16 protein-coding genes are annotated in these 19,109 nt (G+C 66.9%); 4 read left to right on the top strand and 12 right to left on the bottom strand.

Annotated features, from left to right (window positions below; genetic code table 11):
- Positions 1–308: 308 nt before the first annotated feature.
- Complete coding sequence (locus ACWGH4_RS05775) at positions 309–956, top strand: phosphotransferase (RefSeq protein ID WP_453456053.1); 648 nt, start codon at positions 309–311, stop codon at positions 954–956.
- Positions 957–1,001: 45 nt separating this feature from the next.
- Here ACWGH4_RS05775 and ACWGH4_RS05770 read toward each other — a convergent pair whose 3' ends face one another.
- Together ACWGH4_RS05770 and ACWGH4_RS05765 are read right to left on the bottom strand one after the other, a co-directional pair.
- Positions 1,002–1,568 carry a DUF5925 domain-containing protein gene (locus tag ACWGH4_RS05770; protein WP_453456050.1) on the bottom strand — a complete coding sequence of 189 codons (567 nt, stop codon included), beginning with the start codon at positions 1,566–1,568 and terminating at the stop codon, positions 1,002–1,004.
- 87 nt (positions 1,569–1,655) lie between these two features.
- Positions 1,656–4,643: an NACHT domain-containing protein gene (locus tag ACWGH4_RS05765; protein WP_453456102.1), complete on the bottom strand. Its 2,988-nt coding sequence runs from the start codon at positions 4,641–4,643 to the stop codon at positions 1,656–1,658.
- A gap of 231 nt (positions 4,644–4,874) precedes the next feature.
- On the opposite strand from ACWGH4_RS05765, the gene ACWGH4_RS05760 reads away from it, so the two are divergent.
- The 3 genes from ACWGH4_RS05760 (at position 4,875) to ACWGH4_RS05750 (ending at position 5,731) form a co-directional block, all read left to right on the top strand.
- Entirely contained in the window at positions 4,875–5,021 is a 147-nt protein-coding gene (locus ACWGH4_RS05760; protein ID WP_453456047.1) for a hypothetical protein, read from the top strand.
- Between the two features lie 93 nt (positions 5,022–5,114).
- Positions 5,115–5,309 (top strand): hypothetical protein, encoded by a 195-nt coding sequence (locus tag ACWGH4_RS05755; protein WP_453456044.1) that lies wholly within the window; start codon positions 5,115–5,117, stop codon positions 5,307–5,309.
- 29 nt (positions 5,310–5,338) lie between these two features.
- Positions 5,339–5,731, top strand: coding sequence for a hypothetical protein (locus ACWGH4_RS05750; protein ID WP_453456041.1), 393 nt, complete (start codon positions 5,339–5,341; stop codon positions 5,729–5,731).
- 209 nt (positions 5,732–5,940) lie between these two features.
- Here the strand turns inward: ACWGH4_RS05750 and ACWGH4_RS05745 are convergent, their stop codons facing one another.
- From ACWGH4_RS05745 to ACWGH4_RS05700, 10 genes are all read right to left on the bottom strand, one after another.
- Positions 5,941–6,963 (bottom strand): amino acid--tRNA ligase-related protein, encoded by a 1,023-nt coding sequence (locus ACWGH4_RS05745; RefSeq protein WP_453456038.1) that lies wholly within the window; start codon positions 6,961–6,963, stop codon positions 5,941–5,943.
- Positions 6,964–6,998: 35 nt separating this feature from the next.
- Entirely contained in the window at positions 6,999–9,008 is a 2,010-nt protein-coding gene (locus ACWGH4_RS05740; RefSeq protein WP_453456035.1) for a radical SAM protein, read from the bottom strand.
- Positions 9,001–10,281: a pyridoxal phosphate-dependent aminotransferase gene (locus ACWGH4_RS05735; RefSeq protein WP_453456032.1), complete on the bottom strand. Its 1,281-nt coding sequence runs from the start codon at positions 10,279–10,281 to the stop codon at positions 9,001–9,003. Before ACWGH4_RS05735 ends, ACWGH4_RS05740 begins: the two co-directional genes overlap by 8 nt.
- 6 nt (positions 10,282–10,287) lie before the next feature.
- The gene (locus ACWGH4_RS05730) at positions 10,288–11,142 is read right to left on the bottom strand and encodes a class I SAM-dependent methyltransferase (protein ID WP_453456029.1); all 855 of its coding nucleotides are present in this window, start codon (positions 11,140–11,142) and stop codon (positions 10,288–10,290) included.
- A complete protein-coding gene (locus tag ACWGH4_RS05725) occupies positions 11,135–12,205 on the bottom strand; it encodes a hypothetical protein (RefSeq protein ID WP_453456026.1) in 1,071 nt (356 codons plus the stop codon). The genes ACWGH4_RS05730 and ACWGH4_RS05725 overlap by 8 nt, the downstream gene beginning before the upstream one ends.
- Positions 12,202–13,179 carry a S66 peptidase family protein gene (locus tag ACWGH4_RS05720; protein ID WP_453456023.1) on the bottom strand — a complete coding sequence of 326 codons (978 nt, stop codon included), beginning with the start codon at positions 13,177–13,179 and terminating at the stop codon, positions 12,202–12,204. Before ACWGH4_RS05720 ends, ACWGH4_RS05725 begins: the two co-directional genes overlap by 4 nt.
- 46 nt (positions 13,180–13,225) lie before the next feature.
- Complete coding sequence (gltX, locus tag ACWGH4_RS05715; protein ID WP_453456020.1) at positions 13,226–14,668, bottom strand: glutamate--tRNA ligase; 1,443 nt, start codon at positions 14,666–14,668, stop codon at positions 13,226–13,228.
- A gap of 42 nt (positions 14,669–14,710) precedes the next feature.
- Positions 14,711–15,406, bottom strand: coding sequence for a hypothetical protein (locus ACWGH4_RS05710; RefSeq protein ID WP_453456017.1), 696 nt, complete (start codon positions 15,404–15,406; stop codon positions 14,711–14,713).
- A gap of 71 nt (positions 15,407–15,477) precedes the next feature.
- A complete protein-coding gene (locus tag ACWGH4_RS05705; protein WP_453456014.1) occupies positions 15,478–17,196 on the bottom strand; it encodes an Hsp70 family protein in 1,719 nt (572 codons plus the stop codon).
- The gene (locus ACWGH4_RS05700; protein ID WP_453456011.1) at positions 17,193–18,554 is read right to left on the bottom strand and encodes a hypothetical protein; all 1,362 of its coding nucleotides are present in this window, start codon (positions 18,552–18,554) and stop codon (positions 17,193–17,195) included. The genes ACWGH4_RS05705 and ACWGH4_RS05700 overlap by 4 nt, the downstream gene beginning before the upstream one ends.
- Between the last annotated feature and the right edge of the window lie 555 nt (positions 18,555–19,109).

Genomic DNA, 19,109 nt, shown 5'->3' with positions numbered 1-19,109 from the left:
CAGTCCGAAGTCCGGAAGCCGTTGGCCCCATAACGAGGACCAACGAGGATCACAATCCTCGAGAACGTTGTCGCCGACGAACACCGCGCCAATGCCGCGCCACGGCCCGTTGCTGCGCTCAGCCTTTTGTCCGGCGAGGATGCGATCGGCGGCGTAGTTCGGGCAGGACTGCAGATGCCACGTCACCGCCAGTCCGTGAGTGGTCGCCGCGATGGTGCGGGCCGGCTGGCTTCGTCGGTTTCCAGGGCCGCGTCAGCCAACGTTAGCCCTGTTGGCAGGGGCTGGGACGTCAAGACAGACTGCACCGCATGGAGTTGATCGCGCGGGGCCGGGACGCTGATGTGTATGCCCTGGATGAGTCCAGGGTGCTGCGGCGCTACCGGCATGGAGGGCCCACCGGTTTGGAGTCGCGCCTGATGACGCATCTTGCGGATTGTGGGTATCCAGTGCCGCACGTGTACGAGATCACCGACACCGACATGATTCTTGAGCGGTTGGCCGGGCCGACGATGCTGGATGTGCTGGCCAAGCGCCCGTGGCGTGTGAGTTCCCTCGGCCGGGTTCTGGGCAGCCTCCACGATCGGCTCCATGCACTGCCGGCACCGGAGTGGCTGCCCAAGCGGTTCAGCACGGCAGATGATGACCGGGTGCTCCATCTGGACCTGCATCCAGGCAATGTCATTCTGACCCGGCGGGGCCCGGTGGTGATCGACTGGTGCAATGCAGGCGCTGGTGATCCGGCTGCTGATGTGGCGATGACCATGGTGACTGTGGGCAGTGCGGACGTTCCGGGACTCGCCGCCCGCCTGGGGCGGGGGCTGTTGCTGCGCAGCATGCGCAGCGGCTGTCGGACCGACCCGGCGGGACGGTTTCAGGCGGCAGTCAAGGCCAAACTGGCTGACCCGAATCTGATGCCCGCGGAGGCAGCGTGGTTGCGGCGGCGGGCTGCCGCGTGAACGGTGGCTCGCGGCACGGGGCCTGGCGGGGGATGGACAGATCGGTCAGGCCGCTGATCCGTGGCGCAGCGGGTGCGGGCGCGCGAAAACGATGACGACGAGTGCCTGCGGCTGCTGGCGGATTGTTCGCAGGGGTACGGGGTCGGTGGTGACTTGGCGGCGGGCCCAGATCATGCTTCTGTCCGCGCAGGGCATAGCGATGGCGAGGATCGCCGAGGTGTCGTTCACCAGCGCGGACGGGCCCGGGATGTGATCCACAACTGCAACACCGACGGCCTCGAGTCGCTGTATCCGAAGTACAAGGACGGCCGTCCGAAGACGTCCACGCTGCCCGAGCGCCGCGAGATCAAAAAGATCGCGAAGTCCGCCGACCGAACACCACCTGCAGTTTGCACCTGGAGCCTGACCAAACTGGCGGACTTCCTGGTCGCCGAGGGGGGGCGACGACATCAGCCACGAGGGCCTGCGCCCGCCCGTCGCGAAGGGGCCGAGGAACAGCTTGTTGATGACCTCGGCGGGTGAGTCGCTGTCGTTGAAGTTGAGCTGGATCGGCAGCGCGGCGTGCGGGTTCGCAGAAATGCCGCCATGCTCCGGCAGACCGGCCGCGCGCACGGGTTTCCAGGGCCTTTCACACCTGCGGGCCGGTGGACGGGACGGCCGCGGTGAGCGTGGTGCGTAGTTTCCCGGCGGCAGCCCGGGTCAGGGGCGCTGGTTGCGGAACGATGTGAGGAGGCCGCCCGTGCGGCGGCCCTCCACGGTGACCGACACCCGCCCCGGGTCGAGCCCGTCGAGGCCCATGACCTTCGTCGTGTTCCGGACGCGGACGGTGACGGAGTCGATGCCCCGCACCCGGGACAGGTCGAGGGGCGCCCGGCGCGGCCTGCGGTGCAGATACGGGTGCAGCCGAGTGAGCCTGGGGAAAAGGGCGGCGAAGTCGGGCAACTGAGCCGTGTCCGCAACCCCCTTGAGCCGCAGGGACGTGATCGAGGGCAGCGCGACCTCGGGGAGGGCGACACGGTCGGCGAAGCCGAGGCTCAGCGTGGTCAGCAGCGGAACGGCCTGGAGCGCGGAGAGGTCCAGGCCGACCGGCACGCAGTCGAGGACGAGTTCCCGGATGCCGCTGGCGGCGAGTGGTTTCAGGGACACCGTGGACGTCGGATTGCGTACGTGCAGGCGCCGCAGCCCGGTCAGACCGCCAAGGGCGGGAAGCTCCGATGTGCGGTCATCGGCCGCGCCCAGTGAGAGGGACACCACGGAGTCCCGGTCGAGGACGGCGGAAAGCTCGTGGATCAGCGACGGCCGGGGGAGCGACAGGTTCGGCGCCTCGGGGAGCTGGCGCAGACAAGCCACCTGCTCCGCGTTCGTCACCGGGATCTCGATGTCGTCGCAGCGGCATCCGGCCAAGATGGACTCGGTGAACTCGACCGTGTCGAACCGCGGCCACGCGTTGACGACCTCCTGCCGGACACCACGCTGGGGCGCGTCCTTGTACGCCCGCATCCGCTGCAGGGCCGCCGGGCCCCCGATCAGCCCGATCGTGCGCACGCTCGCGACGGCCTGCTCCTCCGTCATGTCGGCCGGCCCCGACAGCACGTCGAGGACCACCGCGCCCGCCTGCGCCAGGTTCTCCGCCTCCTCACGGGTGGCCGGAGGTATGAGGAAGGCGGCGCGGCTGATGACCTCCGCCCTGACCGCCGGGTCGAGCGTCGTGGCGTTCTCCAGGCTCGCCGCGGCCAGGAGGTGGTAGCGGCGCCGCTGGGAGGGACGCTGGTCGCCGATGGCCACCAGTTTGCGGAGCAGTTCGGCGCGCTCGCGTTCGCGGGCGTGGCCGACGGCCATGCGGATTACGTCCTCCCACTGGTCGTCGCCGGCGTTCTGGGCGAGCAGATCCAGGTCCGAGGTCTCGACGGCCGCCTTGGCGCCAAGGTAGTCCTGAAAGGTCCGGTGGATGAAGTCGACCGTGTCCGGCGTGGGTTCCCGTAACAGCCCGCTGCGCAGCAGCAGATGACGGAACACCTGGTGCGCGCCGTCCAGGGGGACGACGTGCGGCATGGAGGGCAGCCGTTCCCGGATGATGCGCACGGCCAGCGCCTGGGTCGCCTCGGAGCGCCCGTTGCGGATGAGCCAGTACGCGAGCCGCTGGAGGAGCTGGACCTGCTGCTCCTCGGTCAGCTGCAAGCCCTCCGGCGCGATGACCTCCCGCTCCTTGTCGCGGCGGACCAGGAGCATCCGCAGCGCGGCCGCGTACAGGTCCATGCGCCCCTCGGGCAGCTGAGAGTGCCGGTCGCGGTGCAAGGCGCAGATCACCGAGCACATCAGGGGATTGGTGGCGAGCTGGTACAGGTCGGGCTTGCGGCGCAGGGTGACGTGCAGGGCGGCCCGGTACCGTTCCACCTCGGTGCGCTCCTCGGCGTCCCCGAGAGTCGACAGGGCCGCGTCGTGCCAGCGGTTGACGAACTTGTCGACGTCGCGCTGGTTGAGGGGCAGCAGGTCGAATTCGATGAACCCGAGGTCCGCCGCCCAGCCGATCGGGACCGCGGAGGGGCGCGTGGTCACGAGGAAGAACGTGCGCGGGTAGATCTCGGTCAGTTCCGTGAGCCACCGCTTGGTCAGCAGCCTCTTCGACTCCGAGATCTCGTCGACGCCGTCGACGAGGACGATGCCGCGCCCGCTGTGCAGGACCCGGTCGGCCCAGCCCTTCGGTTGCGCGCCGTCCAGCATGCTGCCGGCCATGGCGAGGAACTTGTGAGCGGTGGGGAGCGTGGACTCCTGCGCCAGGCTGCGGAGCGGGAGGATGAACGGGACGCGGCCGCGGAGGAAGGCGAGCTCGTCGTCGAAGTCGTTCTGCGCGGCGCTGACGGCGAGCCACTGGGCCAGTGTCGTCTTGCCCGAACCGGCGGGGCCCCGCAGCACCACACGGTGCTTCCCGGCCAGGGCCTCTTCGACCCGGAGCCGGTGGGTGGCCGAGACACCTCCGTCGCGGCTCTGCGCCGAGAGCTCCAGGCTCAAATAGGCCGTATCCAGCGGCCATCGGGCCTGACCAGGAGCGCTGAGGTCGAGGCCGAAGATGGCGAGCTTGCCGTACTTGAGCCCGAGGTGCTCCAGGTAGCGCTGCTCGAAATCGGCGTCCTGGCTGCGCGGCGGGGGAAGCCGCGCCGTCAGCACGTCCATGCGGCGCATGGTCTCGTCGATCATGCGGGTCTGCGTGATCAGCGTGGCCGGGATGAAGGCCGAGCGCTGCGTGAAGAACTGCAGGATGTGCAGGCAGCAGACGTCGAGCAGGGAGCGATAGAGGTTCGTTGCGTCAGCGCTCATGTTCCGCGTCGAGTCGTCCGCCGCGGCCGACAGCTTGCGCGCCAGCTCGAGGTGCCCGAGGTGGACCGCCTGGACGTCCTCCATCTCCAGGTCGCCGAGCGAGAGCAGGGTCTTGCTCAGCGCGTCGACCACGGCTATCCGGTCACCGTCGCGCACCGCCGGCTCGTACGGATTCGCGGCGAGGGTCCGGCTGATCAGCTTCTCGCTGATCTTGCGTACGTCCCGCTCGTCCAGGGTGCGCTTCTGGCCACGCCAGCTGACCAGTTGGGAGACACGGATCGGCTTGCTGACGAGGTCGGCGCCGCTCTCCTCCCGCACGAACAGCTTCGCCACGAGCGGACTGATCAATGTCGAGGCGACCCGCGCCGCCATCCCCAGAGCCGCAGGCTCCACCCTCGACCGCCTCTCGGTGAACCGTCGCGTCGACATCAGGTTAGAGGCGCGGAGGCCCTCTGTCGGCGGGGGACCGAAATCTCCGCGGTTGCGGCTGATCGGCCGCGCCGTACGGGCACCACCGGCGACAAGGGCGCGTGGCGCGTCCTGATCGGCAGCTGGAGTCCATGCTCCGCCTTCACGAGCACGCGCCGGGGCACGTTCACCGCGATGGGCGACTGTCCCTTCCACCGCACCGGTGGCACGATCGGCAGCCTGTCCCAGCTCATCCGCGGCGCCGCCGTGCCGGCCATCGAGGACGGCAGCGAGGCCATCACCGAAGAGCCCGAACGGCTCGCCGCGCTGACCGGCCCCTGACCGCCTACACACCCGGCCGGGTCCGCGGGCACGCTCCCCGGCCTCGCGGCGAACCGGCTCGCCCGGCACGTCGCGAGCCCTCTGGGTGCGCTGATGACCGGCAGCCCGCAGGAAGTCATCGACAAGATCCTCACCGAACGCGAACTCCTCGGCATCACCCGATTCATGGGACAGGTCGACTTCGGCGGCATGCCCACCGACATGGTCAACGACTCCATCGAACTCCTCGCCACCGAAGTCGCCCCCGCCATCCGCAAGGAAACCGCGACCGGCGTTCCAACCGCCTGACCACGCACCGCACACGGATCAGGAACACGATGGGTAACGACATCAAGTCTCTGTCAGCCGTCGTCGAGAGCAGCGTCTGCCCGCGGCTGCAGGGCCACTTCGAGCCGCTCGACACGTTCGTGGGCGGGTGGCTTATCGAGTTCAACCGGATGCGCCCGCGGGAGGGGCTGCTGCGGCACCTGGAGTCCCTGGCGTGGCCGAATCCGGCGAGCGTGCAGGTGCTGATCCATGACGAGGATGACGACTGCTTCGGAATGTGGATGATGCGGGCCGGCGTGCTGACCGACGTGCAACTGCCCGGCCATAGGCGCCTGCACCCTCCGGCACCGGCAACTGAGGAGTTCCCGCCCGACCCGGGCGTGCTGTGGCGGACAGAGACGGCCGAGCCAGTCGGCTACTCGACGGAGCGCCGCACCATCTAGATCAGAAGCCCTCTAAGCCGGACGAAAGCCGACGCGGTGTCACGGCGGCTGAGCACGAAGCAGAAGCACGGGGGCGTTCCTGATGGCTTCATGACGGCACTCCCCGTACAGCGTGATAGCCGGATTGGACGGCGGCCCGTCGTTGAGGGCCTCTGTCATGCTGGCTTGCATCTCGAATCGTCTGCCGCCACCGGAATTTCCAGTGGTTATCACGGAACGATGTTCTTGCCCAGGTCGCGCGGCAGCAGCTGCAGGTCACGGATGTCGCCATGGCTGAGCACCCACATCAGGTAGCGCTCGACGCCCATGCCGAATCCCGAGGTTCGCATCGGATCGGTCACCCTCAGATCCACATACCATTCGTACGGCTCCTCGTTCACCTCGTGCAGCCGTAGGGCATGTCGCAGTGTGTCGGGGCGCTCGTGGCGCTCACCGGCACCGATGATTTCGCCGGGTCCGAACAACAGGTCGGCGTTCAGCGCACGGGTGGAGTCGTCGTCCGCGAACGCCTGGTAGAACGGGACCGCGAGGTGGTCCCAGTGGGTCACCCAGACGAACTCGCCGACCGTCGAAAGCAGGATGCGTTCCCCCTGACGGGTCAGCGTCCGCCAGTCCCCGTGGTCGACGATGCCGTTGCTTTTGAGGAGTGCGGCGGCCTCATGGAAGGTCAACCGTTGGAAGGTTGCAGCCTCCGCCATCCGCTTGAGGTGGCTCAGGGTTCCCCCGAGGGACACGATCAGATCGGCGTGGGAGTCAAGCAGGCGGGCCGTTATGAACCGGAGGTACTGCTCGACCACGTCAAGAACGGATGACAGCCCTCCGCGGATCTCGGCCTCGCTGTGAAAGAACTGGCTCAGGTGCGTCGGATCGCAACTCTCCCCCCGGAACGACGGCATGACGTAGTAGCAGTCAGTTCCTGTGACGCGACAGCCGAGTTCAAGCATGAACTGCATCGAGTCCGCCAAGTACGTCCGGACTCCGCCGAGTTCGACGGCCACCGGCGTAGAGTCGCTCCCGCGGCCCATCGGGCTGGAGACCGCCCCCGTCGTAATGGGCAGGTGCAGGGTCTGACCTCGACGGCTTCTCCAGAAGTCGACGGTGAATTCGCTTACCGCGTTCTGAAGAGCGGCCACCCCTCGGTACCAGGGGTTGGCCAGGATCTGCCGGTGGTATCCGGCGGCTGCGTGCCAGGCACCCGAAGGTGAAATGGCTTGGGTGACCGTCTCGGACATGGACTCACTCCTCGTCGTCAGTGGGTTGACAGAGATCACCTCCCGGCGCTCGGCCGTGCGGCCTCGTCGAGGACCTGGAAGGACTTTGGCGTCTGCACGCTTCCGTGATAGATGGCAAGCAGGAGCGAGTCCTGCGGTGTTGCGGCGAACCGGGCGGCGTCCAGGAGGATCTCCTCCTCCCCGTCGGCATCTCGTCGTGCGTCTTGCAGTTGACCCGCCTCGACGAGCAGGTCGTGAACGGTGGCCGGAAGTGACACCGGGACCGGGCGGGCATCGCTCTCGCCGCGAACGCTGCAACCGAGTGCGCGTACCGCCGACACCTGGAAGGTGACGAGGGCCTCGAACGCCTTCGAGTCCATGACACCGTCCGCTTCGATGGATCGCCACAGGTGTGCCGCGGCGTCCGTGACGAGCTTTTCGGCCTCGTCACCGGCCAGGAGATGGGTCATCACCGCCTGGTAGTGCATGTGGTCCGGAATCACGTCGGATCCGGTGATCCCCATCACCAACTCCCGGTCGAACGCGTCCGCATCGGTCAAGATCCGGCGGTGGTTGTCGAGCAGCGCGCCGAGTACCGAGGTCGTCGGTACGTGCCGGAGCAGTCCGGCCAGCGCACGGCACAGGTCGACCACCCGACGTCCGGTCAGCCTGCTGACGACGCACAGAAGACCTCGCAGCAGAGCAGCGTGGAAGACCGCCATGACGAGGCGGAGCTCCATCACCTCCAGCCACTCGGACTCGGTCATCATCGAGTGCTCGATGACGAACTCGGCGCGCATCTCAGGGTTGGTGATCTGGTACGGCAGGTGCCGGGTCCGCACGGAGTGATCGTGTCGGAAGGACGCCGACGTGTACTCGGTGTTGTTCAGCAGCAACAAGGGATAGACGACGGGGAACCCGCCACTGGCGATGACGTACTCGAGGCCCTGCAGGAACGTCTCGACACTCTCTTTGGGCATGCCCCAGATGAGTTCGGTGTACGTCGGCACGCCGCGACGCCGGAACTCGGCCTGAAGGCTGCGGTAGTAGTCCGGCTTGATGTTGGAGCGCCGTGCGATCCGCAAGACCTCGGGTGTAAACGACTGCGCCGACAGCGTCACCGCCGCGATCACGTTGCTGGAGTAGAGGATCTCGGCTGTCTCAAGCACACGTCCGCTGGTGTTCTTGGCCCAGTTCGTGAAGAGGAATATCCGCTTGTCGAGGCGGCGGAGCTCCGAGACCAGCCACTGTGCGATCTCGATGTCCTGGCCGATGATCCCGAAGTTGGCGTCCGCGAGGAACAGTGTGGCGTCGGGCCGTGCGTGAGTGACGACGAACGTGATCTCCTGCTTGATCCGCTCCAGCGGGAACGGCCGCACCTTGGATCGGGTGGCGCCGCCCCAGTAGCAGAACGCACACGAGTACGGGCAGCCGCGGTTGGTCTCCAGGATGATGACGCGGGAGTCCCGGATGTCGTCGGGACCGTAGACCCCACTGAGCAAGGGAGAGGGAACCGAACTCAGGTCGCTGATGCGTTCGCCCACCGGCACCGTGTACGGGATGCCGTCGCGACGGAAGCTGATGCCTCGCGTACGTTCGAGCTCCGCTCCGGCTCCGCTGCCGGGCGGGGCCAGGGCCTTCAGCAGCTCGCGGAAGGTGAACTCGCCTTCGCCGTGAACGAGGTAGTCGACGGCCTCACACCCGGCGAATACGGCAGCGGCCTGATGGGTGACGTCGTTGCCGCCGACGACGACCGCGCAGCCCGGCCAGCGCCTTTTGACGGCCTCCGCCAGGCGCATTGACGGCTCCCGGTTCCAGAAGTACACGGAGAGAGCCAGCACGTCGACGTGGCCGAGACCGTCGAGCCACGCCTCAGTGTGCTCCAGCAGGTCCGGCGCCTGAAAGATCACGTGCTTGACGAAGTCGTAGGCCGAGTCGCAGACGTCGTCGGCCGCGGCAGCGGCGTGCAGGTAGCCGAGATTGAGGCTGTACCTCACCCCCGGCATGGGCGTGATCTCCACCAGATGACACTTCAGCGCCTCAGGGGCGGGACGGACGTCACTCATGGCGCGCCCCAGGACTCAGCAGACCGGCGGAGTGCAGGCGCTCACACGCCTCGGCGAGCACCTCGGGCTCGCGCCCGAGGAACATGCGCACGTGACGGCCGTGGCGCCCGCGGGTGTCCAGGACGCGGTCGGCCGGCCACGCGTCGGACATGAGAACGCCCGCCCGCACCGCACACTGCTCCAAATAGTCCCCTCTGCTGATCCTGCGCGCGTGGCCGGGCACCGGCATCAGCAGATACGGACCGGACGAGCCGCAGATGATGTCGTCGCCGGGTACACCGGCACGGATCAGGCATTCGGTCACGGTTTCACGTCGCCGCCGGTACAGCCGGCGTTCCGCGCGCAGGTAGTCCTCGACCGCGGACCGGTTCTCGAGCCAGCGGGCCATCGCGTTCTGGAGCAGACCACCTGTGTTGAAGGTGTGCCTCGCGCGATAGTCGTTCACGAGGCGGTCCAACAGCGCCGGCGGGCCGGTGAGGGCGCCCAGAGACCATCCGTTGCAGTTGAACTGTTTGCCGAGGGACCGGACTGCCAGCCAAGGCAGGTGCCGGGCACCTTGATGGCTGAGTACTTCGCGGACTGCCGAGGCCGGCTTCGCCTGCGGGTCGGCGAAGCCGTAGTAGGCGTCGTCGATGAGGATCGCCGCCTGATGGTCCGCTGCCACACGAAGCAGGGCCCGCACCGCGTCCACCGTCCAGCTCAGACCGGTCGGGTTGTGTTGGACGTTCAGGATCACGAGGTCGAGGCGCTCGGTGAGCGTGGAGGCGAAGGCCGCGACAGTGTCGGGCACGGGCTCCCAGCGTCCGGGCTCCGCCGTGCCCAGATAGGCCATCCGGAAGCCGAGCGGCTCCAGGACGCCGGCGTAGTCCCACGACGGAGCCATGGCTGCGGCGACCGGAGTCCCACGGGGTTTCGCGGCGAGCAGGAGTTCGGCGTAGTCGCGCATGGCCGAGCGTGTCCCGGTCCAGCTCACTGCTACTTCGAAGTCGCCCTCGAACGGGCTGAGACGATGGGTGTCGCGAATGTACTGCCGCAGGACCGACCGCAGCCGGGGAAGCCCGTACATCGACAGCTGGTATCCGTGTGCGGAGCCGGGTACGTCGCGGAGCCCGTCGATGAGCACCTGGGGCGTCCGGCCCCAGACCTCCCCCAGGCCGAGGAGGATCGGCTCACCAGGGCGGTCCGAGCGCGCGAGGAAGCTGTCGAGCCAATCGGTGTCGGGCAGCCGGTTGGGACGGACGTGCCTTTCAAGCAGGGTGTCCAGATCGTCCATCGGGTCTCACCGGACCGCTCGGGTCCGGTGCAGCACCGGTTCCGGGTTCGGGTGGCCGCGTCGGTACATCAGGATGTCGTAGCGGGCGTACCTGAGGTTCTCGTCGAACAACTCGTAGAAGTGGGCGAGGCGGTCGGCGGCGGCCTGCCGCACGCTCTCGTCCAGCGACGCCAGATGAGGTTGGTCGAGTATCGACTTCACGTAGGCAGCGATGCGGGCCGGGCTCTGGCGGACGTACTCGTAGGTCTCCTGTTCGATCAGAGTGGCCTCGTCGTCGGAGAAGAGATTCCGCCAGTAGTCCTGGTCGGTGACCGCGAGATCGACGCCGATCGCTTCGCCGACGCGCCGGCGAAGGCCCTCAGGGGGCGGTGAGGCGTAGTAGATGGGAACGGCGACAAGGCGACCGAGCGGAGCCAGTACCCGGTAGTACTCGTCGCGAGCGCGCTGGTGATCATGCATGAACGACGTGGTGTTGCTGCAGTAGACGAGATCGAAGCTGTCCGACGGGTAGGGCAGGTCGGTGGCGTCGGCGACATCGAACCGCACATTGGCGAGTCCGTGCCGTGCGGCCTTGTCCGTGGCGAACGCCGTGGCGACCGGATTGATGTCGATCCCGACGACTTGTGCGTCCAGCCAGCTGGCGAACTCGATGCTGGTGTACCCGGTGTTGCTGCCGATCTCCAGCACGCGGGCGCCCGGGGCCAGCCGGGCCATGGCGATGACGCGGCGCACCGTACGGCCACCGCCGGACGGCATGTTCGGCTCGTTGAGCAGGCCGACGAGACTGGAGAAGTCGAGGACCCGGACGTCGTCCGGGCCCAAAGTGGTGAGGGCGGCGCTGATGACGTCGGGCTCAGACATGGCGGGACCCCTTCCGTTGTGGCGCCAGGACGCTCGGCACGCCGAGTTCCACCGCGACGTTGTCCACGCTCTCGAGCCTCACCCCGATGCGGCTCACCTTCTCAAGGGCGGCCGCACGCGTGAGCGCGCCCAGCCGCACGTGATGCGCCAGCTCGTACACGTAGGGATGGAAGCCGTACTTGTTGACGTGATCAAGGATCAGCAGGCCGTTGAGCCGGCAGTTCGTCGAGCACGAGTCGGTGTCCCGTGGTGGGGACCAGCCGAGTGCGAACAACTGCCGTATGGTATCCTCCTCGCTGTACTCCGTGGCGTACAAGGGGTTCAGCAGACCGGCAGGCGTTCCGGCCCTGGCCATGGAGTGCCGCCACGACTCCAGGTGCTCGGCAAGGGATCTCGACGCGGCCATCAGCGGGTCGAAGTGGCGCTTGATGACGGTCCGCAGGAACGAGACCGAAACCAGTGGACTGGTCGTGAACTGCCCGGGTGTCCATCCGCCCACCAGCAGCGGAATGGAGTGCGCGGAGGCGAGACGCAGGCTCCCGGCGAGCACCATCGAGATGCACGAACCGCAGCCGCCGGTCGAGTACTTCGTCGTGTCGGCCTCGAAGTCCAGCTGCAAGCTGGTCCGGTAGAGCGGCTGCATCAGGCGGGCCGGCGGCCTGAACCGGATGTGGTCGATGCCCAGAGCGTCCAGGACGCGCGCCATGTTCTGACTGGTGTCCGCCGACAGATAGCCGTTGTCGAGGGTGAAGGCCAGGACCCGCAGACCGAGATCGCGCCGAGCGACCTTCGCCGCCAGTGAGCTGTCCTTGCCCCCGCTGTAGAGCACCAGGCAGTCGTAGGTACGCTCCGGCGCGGCTCCGGCGAGCGCGGAACGGACGGCGTCGGTCAGGGCGACCTGGGTCGCGGTGATCCGCTCGCACTCGTCATTGCAGTACGAGCACACACCCTGTGCGTCGAAGGAGATGTCGGGGAAGGTCTCGGGGAGCACGCAACGCCGGCACATCCGCTGGTGGTAGGTGATGCGTATGTCTCCGTCGATGGTGTCGATGCGAGTCTTCATGAGCTCGTTCCCCCTGAGGTCACGGGTTCTTCGACGATGGTGATCGAGAGAGAGGAGGCGTCGAGCCGGCAGGCGACGCCGACCGGAAGGGTCAGCCGCGGCTCCGTGTGGCCGAAGTCGACATCGACCAGCACCGGGATGTCGTCACGGCCCAGGGCTTCGAGGACAACCCGGTCGAACGCCGAGGAGTCGTCGGAGTCGGTCAACGGGCGGCAGTGCCGTCCGATGACAAGTCCGTTGATGCGGTCGAGCTGTCCCGACAAACGCCACTGAAGAAGCAGACCGAGGAATTCCTCGGGTCCCATGCACAGCGTTTCCAGGCAGAGGATCGCGCGCTCGGCACTGGGCATCCAGGGCGTCCCGAACAGCCGGCCGGCGGTGGGTGCGCACCCGGGCAGTAACCAGCCCTGGGCCACCCCGGGAATCAGAGTGCGCCACGTGCCCGGGCGAGTACGGCGTGGGCGTACGTCCTCCTGGTCCCACACGAGGAGTTCATCGGTCCACCGCTCGGGGGCGGTCAGGCGGACGGGTCCGGTCCAGGGGGAGATGACCTCGCGGAGCCGGGCGGTCGTGTAGGGCCGGGCGCCGCCGATCTCGCCCCACTCGGAGACCACCATCGGTCCGTGGAAGGTCACCATGTTCGCCTGGCTCAGCACGGCCCACAACAGTGAGGTGACGTCGCTGTATCCCACGATCGGCTTCCCGCACGCGCGGACGATCCCGAAGTCCAGATGAGGCAGGACGCGCATCGTCGTGTACCCGCCCACGGCGCAGAAGACTAGGTCGACCGCCGGGTCGAGCAACAGCTCGTGCAGATCGGCAGCGAGCCCTTGGGGTGTGCCCGCGACCAGTCCGTCGTCGGCTTCTGCGCGCGGAGCGCAGCGGACAGTGAAACCGTCGCCGGGCAGCGCCGCCAGCGCTCGCGCGAAGCGGCGCGGAAACCGTGCGGGGGCCGGCGACGACGGGGTCCACACGCCCGCGACTGCGTGTCCCTCGATCGCGCGGGGCCGACGAAGAGTGTCAGGACGCACGTGCGTGTTGCCTCAGTCGGGCTGTCGCTTCCTCGGGTCCGAGGACGGTGACAACGTCATCCAGGCTCAAGGGCGTCCCGTGTGCGCCGAGGGAGCGGAGCACCGACCTGATCGCGTCGGATCGGGCGTCCCTCCCCGGGCCTGCCCGCGTGCGTAAGCTCGCCGCCACGGGCTCCTCCCGGCGGAGCGCTTCCAGAGCGACCGCCGTCCAGTGACGGGCGGCCGGGTTGTCGTCCGCCCCGTCCACGGCAGGTGCCGCCCGAACGGCGAAGGACAGCAGGGACTCGATGTTGTCGCGCACCGCCAGCCGTGACCTCAGCACTGGAGCAGAGCGGGTGGCGATGGCCGAGGCGTGTTCGTCGGCGACGCCTGAGTCTCGCAGGCGTTGTCGCACCAAGTCCTCCACGAAGCGGTCCGGAGCCGTTGTACGCAGGTAGGTGCGGTTCATCCAGGCGAGCTTGTCCAACGACTGGTTGACGAACTCCTTCTTGCTGATGCTCGAATACCGGAACTCCTCGACGAGGTCGTCGAGTGACGCGTGTTCCTCGCTCGGGACGCTGTAGCCCAGATTCGCGTAGTAGTTTACGACGGCGTGCGGGAAGTACCCGGCGTGGCGGAGCTCGTCGAGATACAACAGGCGCCCACGCGGCAGGAAACGGTCGCCGATCGTGAAACCCGGCGTCCGGACCAGTGGGAAGTGCAGGTAGTAGGGCACGGGGAAACCCAGCGCCTGGTGGACCAGAGCCTGGGGCGCCATGGTGGACAGGCCCTCGACACCCCGGAGGACGTGACTGATCGCCATGTGCCGGTCGTCTACCACGACCGTGAGGTGGTACGTGGGCCAGCCGTCGGGACGACAGATGATGAAGTCGCTGATCTCGGACGCCCGGACTCTCACGGCGCCGCGCAACAGGTCATGTGACTCGACGACACCGTCGTCGGGCGTCCGCAGCCGGATGGCCGGCCGACGCCCCTCCCGCTCGGCCGCGGCGATGTCGGCCGCCGACGCGTACCGGCACCGCCCGTCGTACGCACCATGAACGGCGCCCGGACGTCGTGCGTCAGCAGCCACCTCCCGTAGGCGTTCGGCGGAGCAGTAGCACCGGTACGCCCGTCCCTGGGAGAGCAGTTCGTCGAGCGCCTCGCGATAGAGGTGCAGGCGTTCGGACTGCCGATAGGGCCCGTGATCACCGCCGACCTCCGGGCCCTCGTCCCAGTCAAGGCCCAGCCATCGCATCCCCGACAGGTAGCTCTGCATCGCGCCGGTCACCTGGTGGTCCAGGTCGGTGTCATCGAGCCGGAGGACGAACGCGCCGGCGTAGCGGCGGGCGAACAGCCATGAGTAGAGGATCGTGCGGGTGAAGAAGGCGGCGTACGGAATCTCGCCGTTCGGGGCGAACCGTACCCGCACCGCGTCGTGAGCAGGAGGCATGGGCAGCGCTGGGCCGTTCAACCGTGTCGGAGCCACCTGGCATCACTCCGCGGGCACTGTTCGTACGTGCTGCTTACAGAAAAGTCGACCACGGGCTCGATACGCGGGCGTGACGACCATGTGCAGCACCCCGTCCTCAGCCGAGTCGTACCAGAGTTTCTGAAGGTCGGGATCGACCGCGCTTCCGGGTGGGGCGTCGAAGTCCCAGTACGGACTGCCGCCGACTCGGGCGGCTTCGTCAACCAACTCTGCGGCAATCTCGACGAGTTCGGCGGCCAGTGCCCCCGCGTGATCCAGGTTCTTCAGTGCGGCCCTGACGGCCGGAAGGTCCGGACCCGTGGTGGCGAACAGGGCCCGGCACAGTTCTGCGGTTACTTCTGCGTGTCGCCGGGGGTCCCGCCTCTTGTCCTCCCCGGAGGCTACAGCGTCGGAGGCCGCCGGACGCACCCTCTGATCACGGAAGTCCTCGTAGCGCCGGGCGAGTTCGACATGACGATTGTCCTGCTCGGTGAATACGTCGTCCCGCTGCTCGTTCACGAAGGCGAGTGCACGGCTGATGCTCCTGCCGTTGCGTCGGATTTCCTCTTCGTGGCGGCCGCAGAGGCTTTCCAAGCGCTCCATTCGTTCGACCCAGAGCTTGGCTTCCTCCTGGTGCTTCCCTACCTCTTGCTCCAGTTCTCGAATACGTCGACTCTGACGTCCGAAGAATTCTCCGAGGTTGCTCAGGATGGCGAGCAATTCCTCCTCCTCGTCCTGTCCGGTATGCGGGAGGAACGGCCGACCCGAGTCGGCCAGGGGGTTGGTGTGGTTTACCACCTCGGCTCGAACTCCACTCTTGTCTCGAGCGTCTCGTCAGTTGCCAGGATTCGTGCCGCCGCCGTTATTTCGGTGCCGCCGAATTTCATGCACAGTTCGATACAGCGATCTTCCGTCGGTAGGTGTCGGAGGCTGGGGGGAAGTTTGATCTCGAGTTTTCCGATCGGTACCGAACCTCGCTCGTCGATGTACCGGGGTTTCCGTTCCGGGGTCCGGTAGAGATTGAACAGAACGGACTTCTGGGCTTTCCGGAGCGGGGTGAAGTGATGGGTGAACGCAGAGCCTACCTCGACCGGCTCGGATTCAAGGACAAACGTTTTGAAACGGTTGCTGCAGAATTCCTTCCCGCCGTCGTCGAAGTCCTTGGAGCTCTCCGGGTCCCCCTTCTCGAACGGCAGGGAGATGTTACAGCCGTAGGTGTAGCGCGAACGTCGTACGCGAAGGGCGGAGGGATCGTAGGCGAAGTGCACCGCACCGTAGAGAACGGCCAGTGCGGGAGCCGGCGGGATCACCAGTTTCACTCGGTCGTTCTGGAGTTCGTTCAGCCGCAGTTGGAAGTAGCGGGACTGGGCGAACCCTCCCACGGCCAGTAGCCGGACCGGTCCTGTGGCGCCGGCGAGCACAGTGTCGAGTTGCTTCTTCACCAGTTTCAGAATCGGGTCTATCACCTGGTCGAACAGGCTGATGAACTCTCCTCGTGACAAGACGAACTCGTAGGCGATGCCGTCCTGCTTACTTGCCAGGGTCTCCCGCTCGGTGTCGTCGAGCGCCAGATAGAGCTGTGTCGGCAAAGGCAGTCGGGACGGAGTCTCCTGCACGGGGTCGAAGTCGACCTTCGTCCGCTCGAAGTCCTGGAGCAGATGCCAGAGCAGCCCTGGCACCCTGTTTTCGAGGTCGAGGAGGTTGGTGCACCCGTCAGCGCGGTCGGGGCTGCTCAGGCGCGGCACGAGGACCTTCTCGCGAAATGCCGTATTCACGTACTCGGCACCCAGTCGGTCGCCGTCCGGTGGGATCAGTTCGACCAGGCGACCGTCCTGTTCCACCTCATAGGCGGTGATGTCGACTGTGCCACCCCCGGCGTCAACGATGACCAGCCGCGTCCCGGCCTCGTCGATACCGCCGCCGGCGAGTTTGTTCCGGGCGTACAGAGCGGCGGCCTCCGGCTCCAGGCAGAGCTGGAATCGATGCTCGTCCGTGGGCATGCCCGCCTTTCTCGCTGCTTTCCGCATCGTCTGGCGTGCGAAATCGTCCCAGATGGCCGGCACCGTCAGGCACCAGGTGATCTCCTCTTCGGCGAATCCGCCCTTCGTCGCAATGTGCTCCACGGCATCGGCGTAGAGGCGGCGCAGGTACTCGACGATGAGCTTCTCGGCTCCGCCGACGGTGCGGCTCCTGTCCCTGTCGGCGCTCTCCGGCTTGAGGGACATCTTCATATCGAGGCCGTTCACCAAGCGGTGGCCGTTCGAGCCGCGTTGAAGGTTGTACTTCCTGACTGCGGCGTGTCCCCACGCGGAGACGCTCCCATCGCCGTCCAGAAGCAGGGCCGTCAGATTCTTCGGATAGCTGAGCGGTTGGTCCTGCCACCCGTCGACCGACAGAACCTTGCGGGTGGCACTGTCGTCGTTCCCCTCGCACACGACCGCCCACCCGAAGCCACTTCCATGGGTACCGAAGTCGATGGCCGCGGTCACCTTGGGCTGAAACGCCTTCACCGTTGTACCCCCCAACCGTGCAGCTCATCGAGGCGCTTCCGTGCGGCCTCTTCATGCAGTGCCTCCACCCGAACTCGGTCCTGATGGCTTCCCAGCAGTCCGAACACACCGAGTAGTTCACGCAGAAGTGTCATTCGATCGGTCGCATCCTCGATCGGAGTCTTCGCCAACTCGTCCAGGGTGGTACGGGCCATGCGCCCGGCGATGTCGGGTAGCCCGCCCTCGGCCAAGATGCGGGCCTGCCGGATTTGAGCCCAGTCCGTGTCGAGTCGGCCGGCCGTCATGAGGACGTCGTAGCTGTCCGCTGCGCTGGTCGCGAGCACGGCGCGTTCCGGTTCCTGGCCCTCGACCAGCAGGTTGTGGACCCGCGGAGGCCTCTCGTACCGAAGAAGATGAAACCAGTCGCCGAGGTTGCCAACGGTCAGTGCGAACATCCGGCCCAACTGATCGCCCAGGGCGCGTACGGCCGCGGCGTCCCCGGTCTCGGCGAGGGGGAAGTGCGGAAAGGTCAGATGCAGCGATGAGCTGCCGGTGTCCGGCAGAAGGTTCCACGCCGCCAGGGACGGCCACACCCGTCCTCCTTCCTGCACCTGTCCATGGACGATGACCACCGGTAGATCGCGCAGGGCCTGTTGGACAGCGCGGACATCCACGTCGAGACGGTGCAGCGGACGATCCACCAAACCCGCCAGCGGCACGAGGTCGTCGTGCCAGGGAGCGGTCAACCAGGACTGGCGCAGCGCGACCAGGAAGCCCGGCGACTTCTCGTGTACGTCAGCTTCCTCGTGGTAAAACGGCGCAATGAGCAGGGCGGGCTTCTTTCCCCCGCCGGTGGCTTCCACGACCAATTCGCGCACCACGTCGGCCGTGTCGAAGAATGGACTGTTGGCCAGATCGCGTTCACGTGTGCTCAGTTCGTGATGGAGCGCCACCTGCACCAGTGCCCGATGCCATTCCAGGCTTTCAGCAGCACTCCGAGTGGCGGCAATGCGTTCGAGTTGCCTTTCGTGGTCACGTCGGTTCACCGTGTCGTCGGCGAAGGCCGTGACAGCGGTCCGAGCTGCGTCAAATCCGAACGACACGGCTGCAGCCCTGATGCCCAGCGACGACACCAGTTTGTTCAACTGCGTCAGCCTGGAGTGCTCCCGCATGCGATGCATCTCGTGCACGTGCGCCATCTGCGCCTCATGGTTCTGCGCTCGTGCGGCGTTCGTGCCGCGCCGCCTCTCGGAGGCGTACTTCAGTCCCTCACCGGTGGCCGTGTTCGCCCACTCCAGCAACTTGTTGCTCTGCTCGGTCAGTCCTGCCAGCCCTGCGATCCGCGATGAAAGACCTGATTCACCGCCTGACGTGGACATGCCCCTCCCTTCCGGCCAAGCCACTGCCTTTTACCATCGCCACTGAGCCGACATTGCCTTGGGCCGCCCCGGACGATGAATATCACACTTAAGGGGCCGAGTGAGAGGGCTTTTTCATGATTCGCGGCGGGTGTCATTCGTCGTGATGGGCCGCTCGGGTACGAGAAACGATTCTTCTCCGATGCATTCAGGCTCAGCAGTAAACATGAGTCGCATACGCACCACCGGAGTCCCTGCTTCACGCGACCTCTGAAAAGGGGACGAGACTGAAGTTAAGGGAAAGGTGAAGAACGGCGCATCAGCCCCGCATACCTTCGCCCACCCCGCCCACATGATGCCCGCCGACACAGGCCGGGCCGGTGGGCCCAGGTCGATCCTCCTTCGCTGCTCAGGAAGCCGGCACCTCGCGGGTCCCGGCATTGGGTGGTGTCGCCGGGGAGCCGTGTGGTTCCGACGAGCTGCGGGTCGGCGCGAACTTCGGCCGGGCGATCGAAGCGGCGCGGTACTTCGCCCCGGACCCGGCGGACCCGAACGCCGATCCGCGGGACTCGATCG

This window comes from Streptomyces sp. NPDC054847, assembly GCF_053610925.1.
Note: the sequence above shows the minus strand (reverse complement) of the source record. Positions and strands in the feature narration are given on the sequence as shown.

Excerpts from the sequence above, each read along its gene's own strand:
- gltX (WP_453456020.1), bottom strand. The coding sequence starts at position 14,668 with ATGCCTCCTGCTCACGACGCGGTGCGGGTACGGTTCGCCCCGAACGGC.
- ACWGH4_RS05700 (WP_453456011.1), bottom strand. The coding sequence starts at position 18,554 with ATGTCCACGTCAGGCGGTGAATCAGGTCTTTCATCGCGGATCGCAGGG.
- ACWGH4_RS05765 (WP_453456102.1), bottom strand. The coding sequence starts at position 4,643 with ATGGCGGCGCGGGTCGCCTCGACATTGATCAGTCCGCTCGTGGCGAAG.
- ACWGH4_RS05750 (WP_453456041.1), top strand. The coding sequence starts at position 5,339 with ATGGGTAACGACATCAAGTCTCTGTCAGCCGTCGTCGAGAGCAGCGTC.
- ACWGH4_RS05775 (WP_453456053.1), top strand. The coding sequence starts at position 309 with ATGGAGTTGATCGCGCGGGGCCGGGACGCTGATGTGTATGCCCTGGAT.
- ACWGH4_RS05730 (WP_453456029.1), bottom strand. The coding sequence starts at position 11,142 with ATGTCTGAGCCCGACGTCATCAGCGCCGCCCTCACCACTTTGGGCCCG.
- ACWGH4_RS05760 (WP_453456047.1), top strand. The coding sequence starts at position 4,875 with ATGGGCGACTGTCCCTTCCACCGCACCGGTGGCACGATCGGCAGCCTG.
- ACWGH4_RS05745 (WP_453456038.1), bottom strand. The coding sequence starts at position 6,963 with ATGTCCGAGACGGTCACCCAAGCCATTTCACCTTCGGGTGCCTGGCAC.
- ACWGH4_RS05755 (WP_453456044.1), top strand. The coding sequence starts at position 5,115 with ATGACCGGCAGCCCGCAGGAAGTCATCGACAAGATCCTCACCGAACGC.
- ACWGH4_RS05725 (WP_453456026.1), bottom strand. The coding sequence starts at position 12,205 with ATGAAGACTCGCATCGACACCATCGACGGAGACATACGCATCACCTAC.
- ACWGH4_RS05740 (WP_453456035.1), bottom strand. The coding sequence starts at position 9,008 with ATGAGTGACGTCCGTCCCGCCCCTGAGGCGCTGAAGTGTCATCTGGTG.
- ACWGH4_RS05735 (WP_453456032.1), bottom strand. The coding sequence starts at position 10,281 with ATGGACGATCTGGACACCCTGCTTGAAAGGCACGTCCGTCCCAACCGG.